At 56.8% G+C, this 25,025-nt stretch carries 17 protein-coding genes; 8 read left to right on the forward strand and 9 right to left on the reverse strand.

Annotation, left to right across the window (positions count from 1 at the left end; translation table 11 throughout):
- Positions 1-28 precede the first annotated feature (28 nt).
- From LJX92_RS13165 to LJX92_RS13175, 3 genes are all read left to right on the forward strand, one after another.
- Positions 29-1,087 carry a tetratricopeptide repeat protein gene (locus LJX92_RS13165; RefSeq protein ID WP_032875361.1) on the forward strand — a complete coding sequence of 353 codons (1,059 nt, stop codon included), beginning with the start codon at positions 29-31 and terminating at the stop codon, positions 1,085-1,087.
- A gap of 132 nt (positions 1,088-1,219) precedes the next feature.
- A complete protein-coding gene (locus LJX92_RS13170; RefSeq protein WP_228308367.1) occupies positions 1,220-2,722 on the forward strand; it encodes an ATPase domain-containing protein in 1,503 nt (500 codons plus the stop codon).
- A gap of 71 nt (positions 2,723-2,793) precedes the next feature.
- On the forward strand, positions 2,794-4,389 hold the full coding sequence (locus tag LJX92_RS13175; RefSeq protein ID WP_228309906.1) for an ATP-binding protein: 1,596 nt from the start codon (positions 2,794-2,796) through the stop codon (positions 4,387-4,389).
- 55 nt (positions 4,390-4,444) lie between these two features.
- Here LJX92_RS13175 and LJX92_RS13180 read toward each other — a convergent pair whose 3' ends face one another.
- The 6 genes from LJX92_RS13180 to LJX92_RS13205 form a co-directional block, all read right to left on the reverse strand.
- Positions 4,445-8,284, reverse strand: a complete 3,840-nt coding sequence (locus tag LJX92_RS13180) for a hypothetical protein (protein WP_228308368.1) — start codon at positions 8,282-8,284, stop codon at positions 4,445-4,447.
- A 361-nt stretch (positions 8,285-8,645) separates the two neighbouring features.
- Complete coding sequence (locus LJX92_RS13185) at positions 8,646-9,023, reverse strand: response regulator (protein ID WP_005788286.1); 378 nt, start codon at positions 9,021-9,023, stop codon at positions 8,646-8,648.
- A 78-nt stretch (positions 9,024-9,101) separates the two neighbouring features.
- Positions 9,102-10,295, reverse strand: a complete 1,194-nt coding sequence (locus LJX92_RS13190) for a hybrid sensor histidine kinase/response regulator (protein WP_078821356.1) — start codon at positions 10,293-10,295, stop codon at positions 9,102-9,104.
- Positions 10,289-10,888 (reverse strand): chemotaxis protein CheB, encoded by a 600-nt coding sequence (locus LJX92_RS13195; protein WP_005788283.1) that lies wholly within the window; start codon positions 10,886-10,888, stop codon positions 10,289-10,291. The genes LJX92_RS13190 and LJX92_RS13195 overlap by 7 nt, the downstream gene beginning before the upstream one ends.
- Positions 10,885-11,715, reverse strand: a complete 831-nt coding sequence (locus LJX92_RS13200; protein WP_171905487.1) for a CheR family methyltransferase — start codon at positions 11,713-11,715, stop codon at positions 10,885-10,887. The genes LJX92_RS13195 and LJX92_RS13200 overlap by 4 nt, the downstream gene beginning before the upstream one ends.
- Positions 11,716-15,213 (reverse strand): response regulator, encoded by a 3,498-nt coding sequence (locus LJX92_RS13205; RefSeq protein WP_032875383.1) that lies wholly within the window; start codon positions 15,211-15,213, stop codon positions 11,716-11,718. It lies immediately after the preceding gene.
- A gap of 283 nt (positions 15,214-15,496) precedes the next feature.
- Between LJX92_RS13205 and LJX92_RS13210 the strand changes: the two genes are divergently transcribed.
- The 3 genes from LJX92_RS13210 to LJX92_RS13220 all read left to right on the forward strand — a co-directional run bounded on the left by LJX92_RS13210 (position 15,497) and on the right by LJX92_RS13220 (position 21,166).
- A complete protein-coding gene (locus LJX92_RS13210) occupies positions 15,497-19,084 on the forward strand; it encodes a hypothetical protein (RefSeq protein WP_228308369.1) in 3,588 nt (1,195 codons plus the stop codon).
- A 197-nt stretch (positions 19,085-19,281) separates the two neighbouring features.
- Positions 19,282-19,644 carry a response regulator gene (locus tag LJX92_RS13215; protein WP_078821353.1) on the forward strand — a complete coding sequence of 121 codons (363 nt, stop codon included), beginning with the start codon at positions 19,282-19,284 and terminating at the stop codon, positions 19,642-19,644.
- A gap of 121 nt (positions 19,645-19,765) precedes the next feature.
- Entirely contained in the window at positions 19,766-21,166 is a 1,401-nt protein-coding gene (locus LJX92_RS13220; protein WP_228308370.1) for a DUF1254 domain-containing protein, read from the forward strand.
- A gap of 19 nt (positions 21,167-21,185) precedes the next feature.
- Here the strand turns inward: LJX92_RS13220 and LJX92_RS13225 are convergent, their stop codons facing one another.
- Both LJX92_RS13225 and LJX92_RS13230 read right to left on the reverse strand, forming a co-directional pair.
- Positions 21,186-21,857 carry a DUF3313 domain-containing protein gene (locus tag LJX92_RS13225; protein ID WP_228308371.1) on the reverse strand — a complete coding sequence of 224 codons (672 nt, stop codon included), beginning with the start codon at positions 21,855-21,857 and terminating at the stop codon, positions 21,186-21,188.
- 105 nt (positions 21,858-21,962) lie between these two features.
- Positions 21,963-22,457: a hypothetical protein gene (locus tag LJX92_RS13230; RefSeq protein ID WP_032875395.1), complete on the reverse strand. Its 495-nt coding sequence runs from the start codon at positions 22,455-22,457 to the stop codon at positions 21,963-21,965.
- Between the two features lie 165 nt (positions 22,458-22,622).
- Here LJX92_RS13230 and LJX92_RS13235 point away from each other — a divergent pair, with 165 nt between their 5' ends.
- Entirely contained in the window at positions 22,623-23,315 is a 693-nt protein-coding gene (locus LJX92_RS13235) for an aspartate/glutamate racemase family protein (protein ID WP_103735153.1), read from the forward strand.
- Here LJX92_RS13235 and LJX92_RS13240 read toward each other — a convergent pair.
- The gene (locus LJX92_RS13240) at positions 23,312-23,824 is read right to left on the reverse strand and encodes a GNAT family N-acetyltransferase (protein WP_032875400.1); all 513 of its coding nucleotides are present in this window, start codon (positions 23,822-23,824) and stop codon (positions 23,312-23,314) included. The two genes, LJX92_RS13235 and LJX92_RS13240, sit on opposite strands and share 4 nt — an antisense overlap.
- Before the next feature lie 227 nt (positions 23,825-24,051).
- On the opposite strand from LJX92_RS13240, the gene LJX92_RS13245 reads away from it, so the two are divergent.
- Positions 24,052-25,023, forward strand: a complete 972-nt coding sequence (locus LJX92_RS13245) for a helix-turn-helix transcriptional regulator (protein ID WP_032875402.1) — start codon at positions 24,052-24,054, stop codon at positions 25,021-25,023.
- The last annotated feature ends 2 nt before the right edge of the window (positions 25,024-25,025 follow it).

Genomic DNA, 25,025 nt, shown 5'->3' on the forward strand with positions numbered 1-25,025 from the left:
CTAGCAACCACAGTTTTCGGACGCCCGCATGTCAAAGTCACGCCGTAACTCCATCATCGGCCTGTGCGCCCTGTTGTTGATCGTGTCGATCACTTGGTTTTTCTCTCGTCCCCCTCAAGTCACCGTGGCGCCCGCCATTGCCCACGGTTATTCCAAGGCGTTGAAACAGGCCCAAAACGGTGAGCCGGGCGCTGCGCGCGTGTTGTACCAACAGTTGGGACGGCCTGATCTGTCGCCTGAGCGCCGTGCCGCCCTGCACGCCCAATTGCCCAATTACCCCAGCCCCCAAGCGCTGAAGCTGGCGGATAAAGACCTGGCCGATGAATCTGCAATGGTTCGCGAAGCGGCGATCCACAGCATCGTCGGCCTGGTACCTAGCGGCCAGCGCACCCTGTTGCTCGGTCCGGTACTGGATGATCCCGAACAGGCTGTGCGCTTTGCTGCGGCCAATGCCCTGCTCGGTCTGTCGCCGGACACCCTGGGCTTGTATTTCGGCCCCTTGCAGCAGGTACTCGACGAGTTTGTGAAAACCCTCAAGGCCCAGCCCGAAACCGCTGAAGGCTGGATCCAACTGGCGCGCCTGTACATCCACAGCGCGATGCTGGCACCGGCGCAAGACGCTCTGGAACAGGCAATGCGCCTGGAACCGGACAACCTGCAAGCAGGCGTGGCGCAAATCGAACTGCTGGACAAGCAAGGCAAGAGCGAGGAGTCGCGCCAACTGTTGGCGCAGCAATTGGCGGCGCATCCGGAGTCGGCCTACCTGCAACACGCGTTGGGCATGTGGTTGCTGCACCACGGCGAGCGCCCCTATGCCTTGCTCGGCCTGTCCAAGGCGGTGGAGCTTGAGCCGGACAACCAGGATTATCGCTTTGACCTGGCCACCACACTGCACGACCAGGATGAACTGGAGGCGGCCCAGCGCCAGTTGGAAGAGATCGTTCAGCGCCACCCGGCCAATCGCAAAGCACGTGTACTGCTGGTCAATTACTGGAAAGAGAGCGGCCAATTGCAGAACGTCCAGGTGCTGCTGGCACAGTTGGAGCAGCAGAACCCGGATGATCCAGCCTTACAGCAAGGCCTGTAGGAACGAGCTTGCGCGCTCCTACACGACTGCAATTCTTAAGAAACGTTGAACCGCCACATGCCGATACGGTCAAGTGAATATGGCGCGCCCCTTCGGCGTGCACCCAACTTGTACGTGACCTGAGGGCACTTCTTGTCTACATCCAATGCGCTTTTAAGTGAAAAGGCGGCCACCGGCATCGAAGGTCTTGATGACATTCTTTCCGGCGGGCTATCACGTAGCCATTTGTTTCTCCTTGAAGGTGAGCCGGGCACCGGTAAAACCACCGTCGCCCTGCACTTCTTGCAGGCAGGGGCGAAAAACGGTGAAAAATCGCTGTATATCACCTTGTCAGAAACCGAGCGGGAACTGCGCCAAGGTGCCAAGTCCCACGGTTGGGACCTGGACGACAACATCCATATCTTCGAATTGACCCCGCCCGAAAGCTTGCTCAATGCAGAGCATCAGCAGAGCTTGCTGTATTCCTCCGACCTGGAGCTGGGCGAAGCCACTCGGCAGATTTTCGAAGTGGTGGAACGCGTCAAACCGACCCGCGTGGTAGTCGACAGCCTGTCGGAGATCCGTCTGCTGGCGCAAAGCTCGCTGCGCTATCGCCGGCAAATCCTGGCGATCAAGCACTACTTCGTGCGTTATGACGCCACGGTACTGCTGCTCGATGACCTGACCACCGAGTCTCTCGACAAAACCGTGCACAGCGTGGCTCACGGCGTCATCCGCCTGGAAGAGTTAACCCCTGACTACGGCGCCGAACGCCGTCGTGTGCGAATCGTGAAGTACCGCGGGCAGAAATACCGGGGCGGCTTCCACGACTTCACCATCATAGGAGACGGTGTACATGTGTTCCCGCGTCTGGTAGCGGCCGAGCACCGTGGTGGCTATGTACGGCAAACCATGAGCAGCGGCATTGCCGAACTGGATGCCTTGATGGGCGGCGGTGTTGAGACCGGCTCCAGCAGTCTGATCCTCGGTCCGGCCGGTACCGGCAAATCCTTGATCTCGATGATTTTTGCCGCCGCCGCCGTAGAGCGCGGAGAAAAGGCGGCACTGTTCATCTTTGACGAAGAGATGGGTCTGCTGTTCGAGCGCATGAGGAACATGGGTATTGACCTGGAGGCTATGCAAGCGACCGGCAATCTGTTGATCGAACAGGTGGACGCGGCCGAGTTGTCCCCGGGTGAGTTTTCCCATCGGGTACGACGTTGTGTGGACGAACGCGGCATCAAGACGGTGGTAATTGACAGTATCAATGGTTATCAAGCGGCGATGCCGGAAGAAAATGCACTGATCCTGCATATGCACGAACTGCTGCTCTATCTCAACCGCCGCGGCGCTGCGACCTTTATGACCGTTGCCCAGCACGGCCTGGTCGGCGATATGCAAACCCCGGTAGACATCACCTACCTGGCCGACACCGTTATCCTGCTGCGTTATTTCGAAGCACTGGGCAAGGTCCGCCGCGCGATTTCCATTATCAAGAAACGCACCGGTTCCCACGAATCGACCATACGCGAATACCGTATCAGCAGTCGCGGCATGACCGTAGGCCAACCCCTGGATAATTTCCAGGGCGTGTTGCGCGGCATTCCGACCTACATGGGCGCCGGTTCACCCCTGCTCAAGGAAGAGGACGTGTGACCCCGCCTCCTTCTGCCTTCGAACGAGCCATCATCCTTGCGCCCCTGGGGCGAGACAGCTCACTCGCGCTGATGATGCTCAATGAAGCCGGTTACCAAGGTGTGGTTGCCGGCAGTCTTGAGGATTTGTGCGCAGCGCTGAACGAGGGTGCCGGCCTGCTCATCATTGCGGCTGAAGCCTTGCGTGGCGTGAACCTGGAACCTTTGCTGGAGTTCCTGCACCGACAGCCGGCCTGGTCGGACCTGCCCATTGTGTTGATGACCCATCACGGCGGCAGTGAACAAAATGGCTCTTCACACTTGAGCGGGCTACTGGGCAACGTCACGTTCCTTGAGCGCCCATTCCATCCTGTGACGCTTATCAGTCTGGTCAGTACTGCACTGCGCGGTCGTCGACGCCAATACGAAGCGCGCGACCGGCTGATCGACTTGAGCCAGAGCGAACTGCGTTTGCAGCGCACCCTGGAAACCCTCGAACAGCAAGTGGAAGAACGCACTGCGCAACTGCGCAACAACGAAGAAGCGTTGCGCCAATCGCAGAAAATGGAAGCCGTCGGCCAGTTGACCGGCGGTATCGCCCATGACTTCAACAATATGCTCACCGGAATTATCGGCAGCCTGGAATTGCTGCGCAGGCGCGTGTCCCGCGGCAAGCTGGATGACCTGGACAGCCTGATCGACCTGGGCGTGACCTCCGCCAACCGTGCGGCCAGCCTTACCCACCGACTGTTGGCGTTCTCCCGTCGACAATCGCTGGATTCCAAACCCGTGCAGATCAATCAGTTGGTCATTTCCATGGGCGAGTTGCTGCAACGCAGCATCAACGAAAGTATCAGCCTGGACATGCGCTTGAGCGAGGTGTTGTGGACAGCCGAAGCCGACCCGAACCAACTCGAAAGCGCCCTGCTCAACCTGGTAATCAATGCACGCGACGCGATGCCCACGGGGGGCACGCTCAGGGTGGAAACCACCAATCGCCACCTCGACAGTGTCTTCACCGCCGCCTACGGCTCCCTGACACCGGGCGATTACGTAGAGCTGAGTGTCAGCGACAACGGTTGCGGCATACCGCAACACTTGATGGGCCGTGTGTTCGATCCGTTTTTCACCACCAAACCCATCGGCCAGGGCACCGGGCTGGGGCTGTCAATGATCTATGGCTTCGCTCGCCAGTCTCGTGGGCATGTGACCATCCACAGCGAAGTCAACAAAGGCACCACGGTCAGCTTGTTCCTACCGCGTTTTATCGGCGAGCCCCAAGCCCAGGAACCGCTCAATCCGACTTTGCTACCGTTTGCCAATGCAGGGGAAACGGTGTTGATCGTCGAGGATGACCCCGCAGTACGGGTGCTGGTCAGCGCCGTGCTCAAGGAACTGGGTTATGGGTTTATCGAGGCTGAGGACGCGAATACGGCGGTGCCAATCATTGAGTCCGAACAACGCATTGACCTGATGATCAGCGATGTCGGGTTACCCGGTATGAATGGCCGGCAATTGGCGGAAATCGGCCGGCAAATTCGACCTGAACTCAAGGTGTTGTTCATTACAGGCTATGCCGAACACGCAGCGGTGCGCGGTGGTTTCCTGGACCCAGGGATGCAGTTGATCACCAAGCCGTTTACGTTTGATTTATTAACGGCCACAGTACGGGAGATGATTCGGGAGTAAGGGCCTTTATCAGAACTGACAGCCCTTTCGCTGTGACGAAGGGGCTGATCATGTTTTAGCTTGCCTTAAACTTTACTGGGCGATAATAAAAGGGTATTTCCTTTCCAGACCGAGAGCCGCTAATTCCTTTAGAGCTGGTTTTACTTGTGCCAAGGGATAAATTCAGCTGAAGCTGATTGTAGATCCTCTGGTTAATATCAGCGGCTGAAGCTCCGGGACTTGTCAGATTTATATCTGCCTTTAAAGCATCAACATGTTCAGGCACGACATACGCACGAACAGGCCCTTGAAACGCCTTGACATCACGCTTTATTAATTTCCCAAACTGACTCCCAAAAGAATTGGCAGAACCATTGGCTGAGTGACACATCAACAAGCGTACATTGTTGAACTTTTCAGGGCTAATACCCGAAGCGCGAAGATGCTCCAGCAGATCAGCGGGCGTGTTCTTCTTACCATTAAAAAACATACTCATTGGCTCATCAGTGAGAAGCTGTTTAAAGTTCGGATTGACGCCATGGGCACAGATATTAAGCCTCTCCACGCCTTTATATTTATCCACATAGCAAAAAATACCATCGCCGAGCACCTTGAAGTCCTTGATTTCGCGCCCTAAATGTATTGCGCGATCATTGGCCAGGCTTTTTTCCAGGTGATTGGTTTTTTTTCTGCGGCGTACCACTTCACCGACGCCATCTGCAACATCATCTGCAACGCCCAAGCTGTCCTCAAAATACCTGGCGGTTTCAGGGGTGAAGTTTTCCAGGGGTTTGCCATAGACTTTGTTTTTGGTTACATCATAAGGTGACCATCTGCCAGTCGCCTCATCGAACTTCGCAGCGACGTTCGATATTGGCTCGCCGTTGAGCGGTTTATAAGTACCTATTGCAATATCGTGTCTATTGGAGAGCTTAAGTAAGTCGACACTGTCGGAGGATCCTGTCAACCTGCCGAACCACTGACGGCCTGTGGATACCAGTTTCCCCCCACCGTTTGTTGTCGACCTAAGCAAGTTACCCACGCCAGCTGTCGATTTGCCAGCAGTCAGGAACTTTCCGAAGTGGCTTGACCCCGCACGAGATGCTCCACTAACCGGCTTTCCTAGCCCTGCGGTGGCGCCGTATAACACGATATCAAAAATGATATCCGCAGCTGCATCTTTGTAATTGCCGTGTGCCAAATTCCACACGGCAGACCCTCCGGGGATTAAACCCAGGATCAGGTTACGAAAAAACGTCTGTTTTTCTTTTTCTTGATCAAACGTTGTTACTTCGCGAGTGGAGGCCTTCACCTCCTCCATGCCGTAGGATCCTATAATGTTTTTAGAGAGCAGCATGCCCAAAAAATTACTTCGGTCACTGGAAAATGAATCAGGTAGGAAATCTTCGTTCTCTGGGGCTCCCCGCCTAGTGGCGGCGTCATCAGAGGCCGGATGTTTTTGAATGGTATCAACGGTGAATTGTTTGCCAAGACCGCCGTACTGGATTTCAGTCTCTGGACCTTGAGGCCCCTCATGGAAGGTGTCCTTCCAATCGTCTCGTTTTCGTATCGCCTTGCGTTGAGGATCAAACTCATAGTAAGTCTCGACACCGTTACGAACGGTTTTAATAATCAGTGACCTATCTTCTTTAGGCCGTGAAAAACCGTTGGAATAGTGTAGAGCTCCCGCACGGCCTGCGATTGTTTCCGTACGCGTTGTCTGACCTTTTTCATAAAACTCCAAATCGCCCCATTCGATGTTTTTGCGGTCTTCCAGAGGTAAGTTGGAAATAAGCTTTTTGGTCACTGTACTCCAGGCCTGCGACAAATCCTCCGCGTACTGATCGAACACCTCGCTGTGTTTTGTTATCGGATCCGGCAACGTTAAAAGTTTGTTGATGACTGTTTCAGTAATCTTGGGGTTGGTGGAGTACCAACCCACCGTCAACCCTGCCTTCTTCGCCAGAAAAAGGTCCAGCAATGAATAACTGCCTTCAGGATCTAATGTAAGCGATGGAGTTAACCTGTAGCCATCCGTCCGAGTGACGTGGCTACGGATACTCTTTTCTTCAAACGGCATGTCCTCACCGAAGTGCGCCTTGAGCTCGGCCAGTGCTATAGAACGCTGCGTCGGGGGTGAGGACGTCAATACGTCAGCGGCGCTCAATATCTGCTGTTGCTCCTGACTGAATGCCTTCTGGGTTTCTTCCAGCTGTTGAGCTGTATGCTCCTTTGTTAGCGAGAGCTTGCCATGAGCTTTGCCCCATTCGCGGAGCCCAGGCAAGGCCGTCAGCGTTTGAATCTCTTGCTCATGGTCTGTAATAGGCTCAATAGCGTCGAAATTAACAATTTCGCTAAAGCTCATGCGTGTCGCGGCACCCGGGCTGGTTGCTTCGAGCCGGCCTACCGCTGCCTTGAGCTTGAGCCAGTTAGCTGAGAGATAGGTCACGTCTTCGGGAATGTCTTTGACACATAGCTCTGGTGCGGCACGACTCAGTAGAAGCATTGCTGCAACTGGCGCGGCCTCTGGTGTGGTTTTGTTGGTCTGCACCAGATGATCGATCAGCCCTTGTTTGATGACGGACAAGGGCTGGTGATTGAACTCGGGCGCGGTGAGATTAAACCCGGCAATGTAATCGGGCTTTGCCTCAACCAGACTTTGTGAGTCCAGTGTCACAGCCAATACCGTCAACAATACTTCCCGTGGTGTGGAGTGTTGCGCCACCTCCCCCATTCGCTTTTTCAGCTCCGTGCCTAATTTTTGGCCCACACCGCTGTTGAGGATCCATTCTACGGTGGCGACTGGATCCCCTTGATCGAGTACGGCACGGGGGACCTGCTTTACCAATGCCCCCAACACATCAGCGCTGCCAAGCCGAGCGTCACTGCTCAAGCCAGGCAATGGCGGCTGGTTGTCAATGACTATGCGCACCAGTTCAGACTGGTCCTCGGCGGACATTGGCGTGGGCCATGCCAATGCGCCGGCAAAGTTTCCGTCGGTTGTTTGAGGCAATGCAGGGGAGCCCAGAACATGGATCAGATTTTTCAGTTCGTCCACATTATTTGGCACGTACCAGCCGTTTGCATGAAGCAGGTCTTGCAGACTGGCGTCGGGCTGTTGAGTGTCTTGTCGGTAGGATGAGTCTGGGTGGGCCGAGACCCGTGTATCGGCCAGATACCCGGCAAGGAACTGAGGATGGACGTGGTTGAATTTCTTCAGTTTTTCAAGCAACGCGAATTTGTTGGCGCTATCGCCTAGCTCGCGCTTTTGCTGTTCCAGTATCTCGGGCGATTGAGCGCCAAGATCGACATAAGTCTCAGCTCCCAACACATCGGATTCCTGATTATGTTCAAGCTGCGTGGCTCGGGCGAGCACTTCTTCTTTTCTGTAAGGCAGCAGTACCTCACCATAAAATCGAGCAACCAGAATCAACGGCGCCAGCTCTGGGCGGGTTGGCGCGTCGACGGTGGAAGACCCCAACGCTTTCGCGGCCACCATGATCGGGCCCGTAGCCTCCCGCCAGCCGGGGCCTTGTTCCGAACCGCGCAATTCAGTACGTTCGCCATTGATCGTAACGGTCAGCACGTCACTGTGAGGGTTGATGGTGATGGCTTGTGAGGTATCGATATTCTTCGATTTCGCCCATTCCAGGAAAACCGGGCTATGGGTAGCGTTGTACAGTTGCTGCCACCATGCGCCAAACCGCGAGTCATTAGGAATATTGTCAATTGTTTCATCGCCCGTGTTTGTCTGCGTTGCTTGGCGTATGGCACTCGCATAAAGCTCCAACAGCCGCCTATCGTCAGTTGCCCCGGTGGCTTGGGCTTGTTGTATGGGCGCCTCGATAGAAAGCGGGTGCGAGTTCATTACCGGATCAGACAGGCGGTTGCTTGAGGAAATATTGGATAGGGTCATGGGTCAACCTTCTGAAAGACAAATTAATAAAGTCAGTGATGAATGTGGCTCATCACCGACGAGATTAATGGGCTGAATCTGTCAGAAGGTTCCGATCAGGATATATAAAGCAACGATATTTCGACGCCGCCTTGGCAAAAGGCCGTCATGACAGGCTGAAATATACTTTCGTTATGTCATCCGACATTGTTACCACTTTCCTCGCTTAAAAAACCAAGATCGATATGAATGTTGCCACTACCTTTTTGCTTGAGTCAGCCTTTCACCGGGTTAGCAGAGTTGCCCAACCTGAAGTTATTACTCCATCGGCTGATGTTGGACTCATCCGCGAGGATTTTCCCTCGCGGTGGAGGACGTGTACTTATGCAAGCAAACGCTGGATATGCTCTTGCAACGTATCCAAATCAAACGGCTTGGCGAGGATAGGTGCATTGCGCGTGATCGGGCTGTTGCAGTCGAGGATTTCCTGCGGGTAGCCGCTGATAAAAATCACTTTCAATTCCGGTCGCAGCTTGAGCGCCGGCTCGGCAATCTGCACCCCGGAAATCCCGCCAGGCAGGCGATAATCGGTGACCATCAGGTCCAGGTGCGGCTTGGTCGCTAGGATTTCAAAGGCCTGCTCCCCATCGATTGCCTTCAAGACCCGGTAGCCCAAACCTGCCAGGTATTCACCCAGCACAAACATAATGGATTCGTCATCCTCGACGATCAGTACGACATCTTGCGCATCTTCACTCATGGGAAGCCTTTGTCCGGTCAATTGCTGCAGTTACGACCATGGGGTCACGCAGAGGTTGCGTTGAGCTGACGATTGATTTCACGCAGCCGCCTCAAGGGGCAGGCACACCCGAAACAGGGCGCCCTCGCCTATCTGGCTCTCGACCTCAATGGTGCCGCCATGGGCGGCAACAATCTGCTCGGAAATAAACAACCCCAGGCCCAGGCCAGCGGCGGCATGGTTGGCAGAAACCCGTTCGAACTGCTGAAAAATGCGCTTCTGGTTGGCTTCACTGATACCAATGCCACGGTCCCGTACTTCCACGCGCGCCTCGCCATGCTCGGTATACACCCGCACATCCACCGGGCTTTTGGCCCCGTAGCGCAGGGCATTGGTCAGCAGGTTGGTAATCACCTGCTCGATACGAAACTCATCCCAGTTGCCTTCCACAGCCTCGTCGGCCACCAACTGCATCGACGACTCGGCAGCGGCGACCTGTGGTTCGAAGTTATGTACGAGGTTGCGCACCAGTTGCGCCAGATCAAAACGCGCCGGGCGTATGGACAGCTTGCCGGTGCGGATGCGCGACACATCGAGCATGTCTTCGATCAGGCGGATCAGGCTTTTGATCTGCCGCTCATCGCGGTCGACCATCGCATGCATCTTGTCCAGGGTAAACGCGGCTGCGTTGTCACGGGCCAGGTGCATCTTGCGCAGCTGGGTCTCCAGAATCAGCCCGTTCAGAGGCGTACGCACTTCGTGGGCGACAATCGACATGAAGTCGTCTCGCATACGCACCGCCTGCTCCAGCTCGGCCTGTGTAGCTTGCAGGCGCGTAAGCAACAGCTCCTGCTCGCGGCGGCTGCGCTCTAGTTCCTCGACTTGCAGCTTCATCGCCTTGCTCTGGCGATACAGGTCGACGAACACATTGACCTTGCTCTTCACCGCGTGGATGTCCAGCGGCTTGTGCAGGAAATCTACCGCCCCGCTTTCATAGCCCTTGAAGGCATAGTTGAGTTCGCGGCCGGCAGCGCTGACGAACACAATGGGAATGTTCTTGGTCTTTTCGGTGCCGCGCATCAGTTCGGCCAGTTCGAAACCGTTCATGCCGGGCATCTGCACGTCAAGAATCGCCATGGCGAATTCGTGTTCCAGCAACAAGGACAACGCCTCGTCGGCACTCAATGCCTTGAAGACCTGGCGATCCTCGCGCTTGATCAGCGCTTCAAGGGCCAGCAGGTTTTCCGGCAGATCGTCGACGATCAGCAGTTTGGCCTGGACAGTACTTAACATGGGAAGGGTTCCAGGGAAGCCAGCAATGAGCCGATCTGGCTCAAGGAAAGAATATGGTCAGGTGTATGCAAGGCCAGGGCCGCCAGGGGCATCACGGCGATCCGTGCCTGTTTGGGGTCCTGCACGATGGTGGTGCCGCCGGATTGCTTGACGTGGGCCAGCCCCTGCGCACCGTCCTGGTTGGCGCCGGTCAACAGGATCGCCAGCAGGCGCGGCCCATACACATCGGCAGCCGAGGCAAACAGGTAGTCGATGGCCGGCCGTGAGTGGTGCACACGGTCTTCCTGGCTCAGGGACAGGCTGCGGTCATGTTCCACCGACAAGTGATAACCAGGCCCGGCAAAATACAAGGTGCCCGCTTCGACCGCCTCTTTGTCCCGGGCTTCCTTGACCGGAATGCTCAGGCGCCGCGCAAAGACTTCTGCCAACTGGCTGCGACGCTCATCCGGCAGGTGCAGCACGGCGATGATCGGCAGGCTGAAGGTCACAGGCAGTTCACCAAAAATGCTCAGCAAGGCCTCAACGCCGCCGGCGGAAGCGCCGACAACGATAGCTTCAATCCCACGCATCGGGGGGTCATGCGCCTCGCTCATGATTTTCGGTAGATCCGTTCCTGTTTGACCAAGGGTTCGAATTGCTTGCTGTAGGCAGAAAAATCCAGGGTTTCCTTGCTGCCCAAGACGAGAAAGCCACGATGACACAGCGACTCATGAAACAATCCGAATGCGCGATCCTGCAACTTTTTATTGAAGTAAATCAATACGTTACGACATGAAATTAATTGTGTTTCTGAGAATACGCTGTCGGTCGCCAAGCTGTGGTCGGCGAAGGTCACGTTCTCGCGCAGCGTCTTGTCGAAGATCGCATAATCGTAGGCTGCGGTGTAATAGTCGGCAAATGAACGCTGCCCACCTGCCTGCTGATAATTGGCTGTGTAGGCGCGAACGTTCTCAAGGGAGAAGATGCCCTGCTTGGCTTTCTCCAGCGATGCCGGATTGATGTCCGTGGCGTAGATGATCGTGCGCTCCAGCAACCCCTCTTCGCGCAACAGGATGGCCATGGAGTATACCTCCTCGCCCGTGCTGCAGCCGGCGATCCAGATCTTGATCGACGGGTAGGTCTTGAGCAGCGGTACCACTTCCTGGCGGATGGCGAGGAAGTGCGACGGGTCGCGAAACATTTCGCTCACCGGGATCGTCAAGAATTGCAGCAACTGCATGAACGCTGCCGGGTCGTGCAGCACTCGCTCCTGCAGCGCCGAAATAGTCGCGCAGTCGAACTGGCGCAAGGCGTGGGCCACGCGCCGTTTGACCGACGCACCGGAGTAGTCACGAAAGTCGTAGCTGTACTTGAGGTAAATCGCCTCAATCAACAGGCGCAGCTCAATGTCGCTGCTTTTGTCCAAAAAACACTGCTCCACTTAAATACGTTCCATCTTCGGTAGCCATACGCGAATCAGCGAAAACAGACGGTCCAGGTCAATCGGCTTGGCCAGATAGTCGTTGGACCCGGCCGCCAGGCAGCGTTCCTGATCGTCTTTCATGGCCTTGGCCGTCACCGCAATGATCGGCAGTTTTTTCCAGCGCGGGTCCTGGCGGATCAAGGCCGTGGCCTCGTAACCGTCCATCTCGGGCATCATGACGTCCATCAATACCAGGTCGACATCCTCGACTTCGTTGAGCTTGTCGATAGCTTCGCGTCCGTTACGTCCGATAACCACTACGGCGCCCTTGTGCTCCAGGGCGCTGGTCAGGGCGAAGATATTGCGTACATCGTCGTCCACCAGCAGGATCTTGCGCCCCTCGAAGACCTTGTCGCGGCTGCGGGCAGTCTTGAGCATCTTCTGGCGGTCATGGGACAGCTGGGATTCGACTTTGTGCAGAAAGAGTGTGACTTCATCCAGCAGGCGTTCAGGTGAGCGTGCACCCTTGATAATGATCGAGCGGGAATACTTGCGCAGCTCAGCTTCTTCATCGCGGGTCAGGTTGCGCCCGGTATAGACGATTACCGGCGGGAACGAGCAGATGTCTTCGGTGGCCATGCGTTTGAGCAGCTCATTGCCGAGCATATCCGGCAACTTGAGGTCGATGATCATGCAGTCGTAGATGTTGTTGCGCAGCAGGTCGAGGGCTTCCTGGGCAAAGCCTACGGCGGTGATCTCGATGTCATCGTCGCCGATCAGGCGGGCAATGCTGTCACGTTGCAGATCATCGTCCTCTACCAGGAGCACGCGCTTGACCTTCTGGGTCAGCTTGGCTTCCAGGCGGGCGAACACGTCCTTGAGCTCTTCACGAGTGGTGGGTTTGACCGCATAGCCGATGGCGCCCATGTGCATGGCAGCTTCGACGCGGTCTTCCACGGAAATCACGTGCACGGGGATGTGGCGGGTGTTGGCGTGTTCTTTGAGACGCTGCAGCACGGTCAGCCCGGAATGGTCTGGCAGGCGCATGTCCAGCAGGATCGCGTCCGGGATGTATTCCTCGGCAAGGCTGTAGCCTTCGTCGGCGCCGTGGGCGACCAGGCAGTGGTAGCCCAGCTCATGGGCCAGGTCGAACAGGATGCGCGCGAAGTTGGGTTCGTCTTCCACCACCAGGATGCAGCGGGTGCTGAAAGGGGCCTTTTCACGGTCATCGGCAAAACGTGGGATCTGCTGGGTATCAGTGACTGGCAGCGCAGAAATCTTCACCGGTGCAGGGCTTGGCGCGACCACGGCTTGGCGCGGTTGCTCGATAGGTGCTGCGTCTTCCTCACGCTCCACGTACTGCTCCGGCAATACCAGTGTGAAAATGCTGCCTTTGCCTGTTTCGCTGGTCACGCTGATGTAGCCGCCGAGCAACGCCGCCAGGTCGCGGGAAATGGACAGGCCCAGGCCGGTGCCGCCATAACGGCGATTAGTGGTGCCATCAGCCTGGCGGAAGGCTTCGAAGATGCTTTCCTGCTGGTCCAGGGCGATACCGATGCCAGAGTCGCGCACGGTAAAGGCAATGCCCTCCCCTGGCGCCCTGGAGACCGTCAGGCTGACCTCACCCTGTTCGGTGAACTTGATGGCGTTGGACAACAAGTTCTTGAGGATCTGCTCCAGACGCTGCCGGTCGGTAAACAGCAAAGTCGGTGCACCCTCCTGCACGTCCACCTCAAAGCCCAGCTTGCGATCTGCCGCCAGCGGCTCGAACATGCCCCGCAAGCCGTCGACAAGGCGTACCACACTGGAGTTCTCCGGGCGCACTTCCAGCTTGCCGGCTTCAACCTTGGAAATATCCAGAATGTCGTTGATCAGGTTGAGCAAGTCATTGCCGGCCGAATAGATCGACTCGGCAAACTTGACCTGCTCGGCGCTGAGGTTTTCCTGGGGGTTTTCTGCCAACAACTTGGCCAGGATCAACGAGCTGTTCAGTGGGGTGCGCAGCTCGTGGGACATGTTGGCGAGGAACTCGGACTTGTATTTGCTGGAGCGTTGCAACTCATCGGCGCGGTCTTCGAGCTCCAGTTGGGCCTGGTTGAGCTGGATATTCTTGCGATCCATGGCGTCGCGCTGCTCGGCCAGGGTCTGGGTCTGCGCGGCCAGTTGCTCGTTGGTCTGCTCAAGCTCGGCCTGCTGGGTTTCCAGGTGGGCCTGGGATTCCTTGAGGATACGCGACTGTTCTTCCAGCTCTTCGTTGGCGGTCTTGAGTTCTTCCTGCTGCACTTGCAGCTCTTCGTTGAGCTGTTGGGTTTCGGCCAGTACTTCCTGCAAGCGCTGGCGATAGCGGGCGGCTTCGATAGAGGTGCCGATATTGCCGGCGATCAGTTCCAGCAGTTCGACATCGCGCTCATCCAGCGCACGCAGGAAGCCCAGTTCAACCACACCGTTGACGCGGTCTTCATCGCTGGTCGGCATCACCAGCACGCTGCGGGTAGCGCCTTCGCCCAGGCCGGAGCTGACCTTGAAGTAATCCACCGGCACATCGTCCAGGCGAATCAGGCGATCCAGCTGGGCGGCCTGCCCGACGATGCCTTCGTCGCTATAGATCGACTGCTCCTGCTGCTCTTGCTCGCGGGAGAACCCATAAGTGGCCACGCGCTTGAGGCCGCCGTGCTCATCGCGCACATACAAAGCGGCAACGGCCGAGCCCATGTACTGAGCGAAGAACTGCAGGATGTTGCGCCCGAGCATGTTCAGGGTCAGCTGGCCAAGCACCTGTTCAGCCAGTTCGGTCTGGCCATTGCGTAGCCAGGCTTGCTGTTCGAGGCGTCGCGCAATCTTCTGTTGTGACGCGAGGTTCTTACTGTAACTGTCTGAAAGTGAAACTAAATTCTTTCTACCGATATAAGCAAGAAACCCACTCAGTCCCAGTACGAACACCAGGTACAGGGTGACGCTGAGCACCGTCGTGCGGGTGACCTCTTGGTTACGGGTGATGCGGAACTGCTGCTCCATCGCCACCGCGTCTTCGTACTCCCGGCGAATCTCGTCCGTCAGGCGTTTGCCACGGCCAGCCTTGACGGCGCCACGGTAGTCACCGTTCTGGCGCTGCATATCAATCATCGACTGGGCGTAGGTGTTCCACTCGTTCTGCAAGGCTTCCAGGCGTTTGAGGCGGTCGACCTGCTGGGGGTTGTCTGCCACCAGGTCTTGCAAATTACGCAGGTCGGCAATGATTCGCGGCTTGGCCACTTCATAAGGGTCGAGAAAATGCTCGTCACCGGAGATCAGAAAACCGCGCATGCCGGTCTCCAGGTCAACTGTCAGCTTGGACGTCTCATTGAGGTTATTGATGACCCGATCGGTGTGCTCCACCCACTGGATCACCGAAAGCAGATAGGTAATCAGGCAGACGAAAAATACCGCACTGAGCACCCCCACGCCCAAGGGTAGGGCCACGTTACGGCTCAACAGAGTACGAAAGCTCTTTTCATCGACGGACGACGTGGGAGTCATGGGGATGCCTTGGCCAAATGCGGAAAAACCGGGAGTTTGCCCCAAAGTTGCGCTTGAACGCTATTTTTCTAAGGCCGAAATACACAAGAAGCATCACCCGCGAGCAAAAAATACGCCATGGCTTTGCCTGTTTTACATTCGGTTATTGACGTTATTTCTCACACAGCGGAGTAGGAAGTATCGGAACCTGCCCCATCCACCCCTCCACTCAGGAGGGCGTCTCGGGACAAGGAGGCTCCATTAGGAGGGCGCATTTCCTATCCACATTTAAGGTTTATCTATCATGTTGAATATCGAGCGACGTGCTTTGTCCTCTGTGTCAAGCGCCATTCCATTCCCTGAAGAAACACAAGCCCCCGACACCCCTCAAACTCAATCGACCCTATCGTCCCCCCCTGCGCGCACCAGCCTGATACCTTCCCGGAAAACCGGTTTGGTCGCCCAGTTGGCAGACAAAGAAAATTTGAAGTCACTGGGCCAAAAGCTCCAGCAGATTGCGGCGAAACTGGGTGAAGAGGCGCAGCCCTCAGCCGTCCTCGCCGCGCTGGGCAGCACCCCGCTGGATATTCACCCTGGATCTTCCTACGCTGAAGAAGCGGGTGGCAGTGTGACCCTGGAGACCTTCATCAAGAAGTTCCTGGGGTTGCCGTTGCCCAGTAGCCATGTCCAACTCACGGGCCTCGCGTCCACGGTGACCAGCCGCTCGATGGAAAACCCGCTGGGCAACCTGAGCGGCGCGCTGTCCTGGCCGGTGCCCTTGAGCAAAGATGAACAACAACGCTTGCGTAACATCAGCCTGAATCAAGAACATGCGCTGGGTGATAAGCCGTTATTGATGCAAACCAAAGGCGGTGTATTGGAGTTCCTGCGCTACCAGCAACCCATTACCACAGGGCCTCAGGATGATCCGGCTAAAATACTGCTGGCACTGATCCGTACCCCGCAGGCACAGTTGATGGGCAAAGACCTGCAGGAGCGAATGCAAGGCCTTGCCAGCGACAGCAGCGTGACCGACTACCTCTTGGCGGGCATCACATTGCAGTTGGACCCGGAGTCGATCACCGCTCCTCATCGCAATAAAATCGCCGGTTTCGATCTGGCCAGCAACCAGCACTGGGGTAAGCCTGCGTCCACTATCATCGATAACCTGTCCAATTGGCTGATCGATAAAGGCAAAACGTCCCCGGAAATGGCCAAGGTGGGGGCCTACCTGCTGTTGGCCGGCCGTGCGCCTGAGTACCTGATCAAGGACATCCCTTCCAGCGTGAAAGTCGGCAGTGCCCTGTGGGCCCAACTGACCATCGCCGCCGCAAAAATCGAAGCCCACACACCTGGTCGGGTTCCCGGCATGACCTATGCCGAAGTGCTGATAGCAGCAGAATCCTTACCGGCCAATACCTACGCCGTTCAAACGGCCCAGCGCGATGCCCTGATACTTTGGGGTGGGGCGCGAAACCTGCTGGATCGCCATAACAGCGAACCTACACCTTCACAAATCGAACAGGTCAGGGTGGCTTACAACAACCATCTGAAAACGTTGACGGATATCTCGTCCTCCATACAGGTGCCTATCCCCAATCGCACGGAGATGGCGCTTGACTGCCTGAAAGCTGAGTTTCCCGACGTAGATCCGGCGGTTTTCGAAGCCCGAGTATTGGCCAAGCGTTACACCGGTGATGGCCGCGCTCCCAGCGGTGACCCGAGAATGCGCTCCATGCTCGATATTCTGCTGGAGGGGGAGCGCCTAGGACAGAAATACGCATGGATCACCAACGACAAACGGATTCCGATCACTGCATTCAATCGCTTTGCACGCACCGAAGAGTGTGACATCACCGCAAACTTCATGGACCAATATGAAAAGGCTATAACGGCACAAAAGAAAGGCCACCATGGGATGGTCAAACATCTGATTGGCGAGCTGCCATTGGAAGATCGCAAAAACTTTGAATTCGGCAAACTTGAATACTTCTACAACGATGAATACCGCAAAACAAAGAACGGCAGATTAGAGTTGGTCAAACGTGACCGTACCTTGTATGTGAAAACCACCCGAGAAGGTGTGGAAACCCTTTACCACATCAACACCAGCACCGGCAGTATCGAGAAAAAAAACGAGCTGATCTCAAATTTCCCTGGCCTGCTCCCCCTAGAAAAAACCAATAAGGCCGGGGAACAACTCCACGCGATATCAAGGCCTTATCACCCTTTCACTAACTCGCCCGCCCCTGACTCTGCAGAAAAACCTGGCAGTGATGCGATTCCCAATAGCTTCGACTCCAGCCGAACCAATGCGATTGCCAGTTTCTACCTGGAAAAAATGGACCTCGACCGCAAGGAGTTGCTCAATTACGCCAAGAGCGTTACTTCCTTCGAGCATGATCGGATGGGCGATAGTCAGGTGGGTGAGTTCCTGCTCAATTTGATCCCATTTCGGCCTGCCGTTAACAACATTCGGCAAGGCAACTACGGCGAGGCGGTATCTGACCTGGCCTTCGATATCCTCGGATTCCTCACTTTTGGCGTGGGCAAAGCTGCGCAAGCCGGCAATGCCGCGCTCAAGGGCGTGCGGACCTTGAGTGCTGGCGTCAGGGCCGTGAAGACAGCAAAGCTCTTCGGTGCAATGGCAATTGATTCACTCAACGTACTCGGCGGTCTGGTCGGCGGGATAACCGGGGTTGGGACCGTGCTACATAAAATTGCGACCAAGGGGCTCGAATGCGTGAACATGCTCAAAGGCGCAACCGGTAGTTATGACCTGCTTAAAGCCGCCAGTAAACAGGAGGGCATCGTCGCAACCGGCACCTACAAGGTTACAGAGCAGACGGTCGAAGGCGGCGCTGTGTTTCGAGAGGGCAAGTGGTACGCCTATGACCCGATCACGCAGAAGCCTTACGGAGCTGCGCTGGTTGATTTCACACCTGCGACCGTTGCCGCCAATGGTCAGATAAACAGTAACTTTATTGACTGGATAGCCAGGTATGCCGCGCCCAATCCATCCACCAGTCGCGAGATATTCAGAGACACATTAGAGAGCGCCCAGAGAAATGATAGCGTTGCCTACATGCGAGGCTTTAACTCGGGCCGGGTCGAAGATGTCCCAGGCTACCACCCAACGATGAAGCAATCGGAGGTTAGGGATCTGGCAGCCACGAAGACCAATGATCCTGAGGCGGTAGGCACATTGGCCAAGGAAATACAGAAACGCATGGCGCACACTAGCCTTGAACATTACAAAGCTTTTCAAAATGAGATGGTTGCCCAAGGGGGTAAAGCCTACGCGATGCCGCAAAACCTCTACCTCAGCCAAACGGACCTGGCTTCTAATGGGGAGTGCGCAGCTATCGTGAATACCATGGCGCTGGCGATTCTGCACGGTCGCAGGGACCAGTTCATCAGTAACTTCATGAAAGCAGTTGGGAATGCTGACGACCCCAACGTAAAGGCTTTTCGTAAGCAACTGAACCAAATGCATCAGGTTCTGAGTAGTCAGTATCACGGTACGCAACCTTTCAGCCAATTGCCGTACACCGACATTATCGACAATCTCAGCAAGGCAACTCCTCCGACACTCTTGGCGATCAGTACCAAAGATCATGGGCTGCTCGCAGGCGTCACCCTGAACAAAAACAACGAGAAAGAATGGTTTTTCTTCAACCCCAACTTCGGGTTGGCGACGTTTGCGGATGAGGCCTCAATGCGCCGGGGGCTGGAGGTCTCTTTGAACAGTGGATGGGCCGCCGGCACGCTTAAACCCGTCGACGTTGCCAGCGGCGTACCAGAGTTCAACGTCAGTTATTTCAACGAACAGAGCTTTGTCAACACCGTGCCGTACAACGAGCCCTATCCGCTGATCACCGCAAATCTTTGACCTTCGTTTGAATCACTTGCGTCAATGGCATGGTTGCGCAGTGCCATTGACGTTCTTCCCTTTGTTCCCGCGACATTTGCTCGCATACCCTTCACAATGCCCCACCGCAACGGAACTTGCCGAGATCGGCGCGACTCATTAGAGAATGGTCTTTCAAGCGTTGAAGACACGCCCTTTATTTTTCAGGAATCTCCCTTATGTCCGCTGAAGCATCCACCATCCTTGTAGTCGAAGACGATGCCATCGTGCGCATGCTGATCGTCGATGTACTCGAAGAGTTGGAGTTCAAGGTGCTTGAGGCCGCTGACGCCGAAGAGGCACTCTCTATGGTGCAGGACACTAGCCAGGTGATCGACCTGATGATGACCGACGTCGGCCTGCCAGACATGAATGGCAGGGAGCTGGCGACCAAGGTCCGCGAACTGCGCCCCACCCTGCCTATTCTATTTGCCAGTGGCTATGCCGAAAATATTGATGCGACGTCCGGCATGCAGGTGATCGCCAAGCCATTTTCCATCGACCAACTACGTGACAAAGTCAAATCAATGCTTCCAGCCTGACACCTCCTTTAGGATCTGTCCGCGTCGGCGAAGGGATTAACGTGACGTTCAGCCAATAAAACTGGAAACTCTGCGCCTTCACCTCACGCTCTTAGACAGAACTCAGGAAGGACGCAACAACATGATTGGAAAACCGACGCGCCTGCTGTTGGCGAGCCTCTCGATATTTATGAGTACCGGCGCCTGGGCTGACTTCACCGCCAGCCCGAGTGAAGCCCGGGCAATCGCCAAGGAAGCCTACCTGTACGGTTTCCCGGTGGTGCAAATGTACAAGACGCTCTACACCCAGGCCGTTGACAAGGGCGGCGCCCACTTCAAGGCGCCGTTCAACCATATCGGTAATACCGCGCAGGTATTGACCCCCAAGGACACCGCGCTCCCTAGCCCGAACGCCGACACACCCTACTCATTCGTATGGATGGATCTGCGCAAAGAGCCTCTGGTACTGACCCTGCCCAGGATTGAAGACGAGCGCTACTACTCGGTGCAGTTGATCGACCTCTATTCCCAGAACATTGCTTATCTGGGCACCCGCAGCACCGGTAACAACGGCGGTCACTACATGATTGCCGGGCCTGACTGGAAAGGTCAGCAACCGGTGGACATCGACCGAGTGGTCTACAGCGAAAGCAACATCGCCTACGCCCTATACCGCACGCAGCTGTTCGATGACAAGGACCTGGGCAAGGTCAAGCAAATCCAGAGCGGCTATAAAGTGCAGCCCCTGAGCAGCTATGTGAAGCAGCCTGCCCCGGCCAAGGTGCCGAAGATCGAATGGCCCAAGCCGACGGCGACCATGACCGAAGGCCCGCAACTGTTTCGCTACCTGAACTTCATGCTGGCCTTCGCCGCCCCACAGGACAGCGAAAAAGACCTGCTGGCGCGCTTTGCCAAAATCGGCATAGCGCCGGGTGCGCCGTTCAAGGTCAACCAATTGACAGCAGAACAGCGCAAGGCCCTGGAAGAAGGCATCGCCGATGGCCGGGCCGAATTTGCCGCGTTCAAAAAGGACAAACTCGACACTCATCAGGTTGCCCAGGCTGATCTGTTCGGTAGCCGCGACCGCCTGCAAAACAACTACCTGTATCGCTACGCCGGTGCCGAGTTAGGCATTTTCGGTCACTCCAGCGACGAAGCGGCTCACCTGACCTACGACGTCGACAGTGAGGGTAAGCCGGCCAACGGCGCACGCCACAGCTACACCGTGCATTTTGCCAAGGACCAGCTGCCACCGACCGATGCGTTCTGGTCGCTGACCCTGTACGACGCCAAGACAAAAATGCTGGTGCCTAACCACAAGAAACGCTATCTGATCAACTCGCGGATGTTATCGACCCTCCAGCGTGACGCCGACGGTGGCCTCACCCTGGCGCTGCAACACCACGAGCCACCGAAGGCCGAACAGAGCAATTGGCTGCCGGCCCCGCCCGGTCCGTTCTATGCGATCCTGCGTATTTACCTGCCCAAGCCCGAGGTGGGTAACGGTCAATGGAAGCTGCCCCCGTTGACACCGCTGAAATAGCACCTGGGCTTGCCGAGGCTCAATGTTTCTTGAGCTTCACGTAGGACTGATGCAGGTCCGACGCCCAGCCGTCAATGACGACTTTCACGTCGTCGGCCTTGAGCACCTGTGAGTCGTTGGCCAATGGCTTGCCGGTGCCTTTGCGTACCACCTGGGCCACCACTTTGTTCGTGCCTCCATCGAGGAACTGCGCCTCAGTGCCCAGCGTGGTCTCCTGATCGCGGATGCCCGTGCCGGTGCTGACTGCTGCGGCCACCAGCGCCACGGGGATAAACTCATAGGGCTTGAGGCTTTCGGTCTTGCTGCTCACGGCGGTAATCGCCGCACGCACCACGATCACGCCTGGGCCCGGAGCATTGGCCAGGGGCAGTGACTTGGCCAGTTCACGCCTGAGCGCCTGGTTGTAATAATCGCTGATGCCCCGCAGGGTGCTGTACGGAATCTTTGCGGTGGCCTGGGGTTTGGGATAGAACTGGGTAGGCTCGATGTACGCCGCGGTGTAGCGGCTCAAGTCCAACTGCGGATCGACCCAGCGCATCACCTCTGCCCCGGAGGGCGACTTGGCTTCCTTGAGCTGGCTGTAATTGGAGAGAAACCCTGAATACTCATCCGGTTGCGGCACCTTGCTGGCACAGCCTGCCATGCCGAGCGAGGCGACGCACAGTGTGCTGATCATGAGCCTTAATTTCATTGTTGAACTCCCTGGCGACCATCATCGTAAGAATGAGTTTTAGGTATAGCCAATACTTGGGCAATGCACCTGATTAAATGCAGAGCCTGTTTTCTTCTGTGCCGATCATGCGCGTTCGCGCGGGATCAGGCTCTGTAGCTGAGTGGCCAGGAAGTTGGCGTCGAAACCGAAGGTGTCCGGGTCTTTCAGGCCGTTGGTTTTCTTCCACAGCCAGTCGTGCTTATCCACCGGCAGGACCAGCGACACACTGCCGTGGCGAGCGGCGGTGAGGCCCATCACCGATACTGAAATCAAACCACCGACGCCCATCACATCCGGCACGAACTCCACGCTTTTGCCAGTGATGTGCACACTGAGTTTTTCGCTCTTGAAGGGTGAACTCTCCACCGGCACGCTCGGGCTGCTGGCGGTGTAAGCCTCACGCTGAACCTCCAGCAAACCTACGGTTTTTACCGGCTCCAGCCACTGTTCAATCTGGCCGAACAGCTCGCCAAGCTTCTGCGCCCAACGTGCTGATTGCAGGTCGAACTGCTGTTGTTTGTGTGCTTCGCTATCGGCGTAATGACGAAGCATCTCGCCCAGTTGCTGTACATCGTCCATTGCGGATTTCCTTGGGTGAGCCAGGTTGCCAAGCCTGATCATGGCAGATGCAGAGCATTACCGTATGGGTTAAAAACTGCTCCGGTGATTTTGTCGGCAACTGCGTATGACGAACCCACCGTCGATGAGTAAGGTGGTGCCCTACCCCCTTGTCCGGAGCATTGCATGCGCACCATCGGCCTTATCGGCGGCATGAGTTGGGAATCCAGCGCCGAGTATTACCGCCTCATCAACCAGCGCGTACGTGACCAGCTTGGCCCTTTGCGTAGCGCGCAGATTTTGCTGTACAGCGTGGACTTCGGCCCGGTGGAGCAGGCCCAGCACGCCGGGCGCTGGGACGATACCGCGCTGATCCTGGAGGACGCCGCACGCCGTTTGCAGGCAGGGGGCGCCGAGTGCGTGGTGCTGTGTACCAATACCATGCACCTGGTGGCGCCGGGTATTGAGGCGGCGGTGTCGATTCCATTCCTGCATATTGCCGACGCCACGGCGGCCGCAGCCCTTGAGGCCGGAACCTTGACGGTGGGTCTGCTCGGTACCGCGTTTACTATGGAACAGGACTTCCTCAAATCCCGCCTCGCCGCCCAGGGCCTGACCGTGCTGATACCGGACGCGGAAGAGCGCAAGCAAGTGCACCGAATCATTTATCAAGAGTTGTGCGTGGGAGTCATCAGCGACGCTTCGCGCCAGGTGTATCAGCGGGTGATCCGGGCGCTCGCCGCGCGCGGCGCCCAGGCGGTCATCCTCGGCTGCACGGAAATCTGCCTGTTGATCCAGCCCGAACACAGCGCCCTGCCGCTGCTGGATACCACCGCGCTGCATGCGCAGGCTGCGGTGGCGTTTGCTCTAGCGGATTAAGCCGACTTGCGCAGGCGCGCCATGCTCAGGGTGTCGACAAACGCACCGTCACGCAGGGCGTAATCGCGCAACCGGCCCTCCACTTCGAAGCCGAACTTGCGATACAGGTGATGCGCGGCTTCGTTGTCGGCATACACCGTCAGTTCCACGCGGTGCAGGTTCATCCAGTTGTCGGCGACGTCCAGCGCGGCGGTCAACAGCCGCGAGCCGACGCCCTTGCCCTGCCAGGCAGTCGCCACGCCCATGCCGAATGAACCGACATGGCTCTGACGCACGCGCAGGTACTGTTCCAGGCCCAGTTGGCCAACCACTTCACCGCCATGTACTGCCACCAGCTGCAAGCGCCGCTCGTTATCCATCACCAAACGCTTGCGCCAGGCTTCCACCGATTGGAAAGGCATTTGCAGCACCTGACGGCAGACCGCCGGTTCGTTGTAGAGCGCGGCGACGCCCTCAAGGTGGGCCTCGGTAAAGCGCTGGATCACGATATGGGGCTCAGGTGTGTGCATTGCGTTTCATCCTTTGAAAGACCAATGGCGGACCAGTGTAGGGGCAAAGTCAGCCGCCTGACGAGCCCGGCGTTTTCCCACACATCAACCAGTGCCATCCTGCATCTGAACGATAGCAGTCCAGCCGTGCAACATCGATACTCAACCCAGGCCCTGCCCCCTGACCCCAGGCCCCGGCCTTCACCCTGTGACGAGAACAACAAAAAAAGTCCCACAGAGGAATACCTATGAGTCGCCTTGATCCCAATGGCCTGTTGCAGGCCTTCAGTACCCTGGCCCTGGATCTGCAGCGCCTGGCCCAACATCAAGACATCGAACATTTCCAGCACCATGCCCTGGCACGGCTGAGCCAGTTGCTGGCATTTGACAGTGCCTGGTGGGGGCGCGCGGCGGTGATTGACGGTATGCCGGAGGAGCACAACAGCTACCTGTACCATTTACCACCACACTACCTGGCGGACTGGCAGTCGATCCGCCATCTGGACGTGACCGTCGGCCGAGTGCATGCAACACCCGGCCAGGCCGTGATCATCGACATGCGCGACCCGGCCAATGGCAGCGCCTTGAATTGGCTGGGGCAGCGCCACGGCCTGGGCCAATTGCTGTGCGTGATCCATATCGACCCGCAAACCCACCTCAGCGACCACCTGACGCTATACCGCAAACCCGGTGCGCCCAGGTTCAACACCCATGACTGCCTGCTGCTCAATAATCTGATGTTGCATCTGGTGGCGGCAGTGTCCGCGAACCAGATCCGCACGCTGGTGGCCATGCGTGAAACCCTGACCAGCCCACGCAACCTCGCCTTGGCTGTATGCGACCCTCAAGGCGTATTGCAATGCGCCGAGCGCGGCTTTATCGACATTTTGCTCAGTGAGTGGCCGCGCTGGAGCGGCCCTACCCTGCCGGTACAACTGGATGAACGCGGCCATGCCGGCAAGCACATTCACATCCAGGTTTCGGCAGTGGGCGACCAGTTGCTGCTGGCGGCGCGCCTCAACCGTGCACTGCCCCAGTTGAGCCCGCGAGAGAACGACGTGGCCCAGGGGTTTGGCGAGGGCAAGACTTATAAGCAAGTGGCCCGCGACCTTGGCCTTTCACCCAATACGGTACGTCACCATCTGCGCGCCATTTACACCAAGCTGGGGGTCAACGACAAGGCGCGTATAGCGCACTTGGTACACGCCCCACCCGACTGATC

This window comes from Pseudomonas sp. HN8-3, from assembly GCF_020790195.1.
Classification (GTDB): domain Bacteria; phylum Pseudomonadota; class Gammaproteobacteria; order Pseudomonadales; family Pseudomonadaceae; genus Aquipseudomonas; species Aquipseudomonas synxantha_A.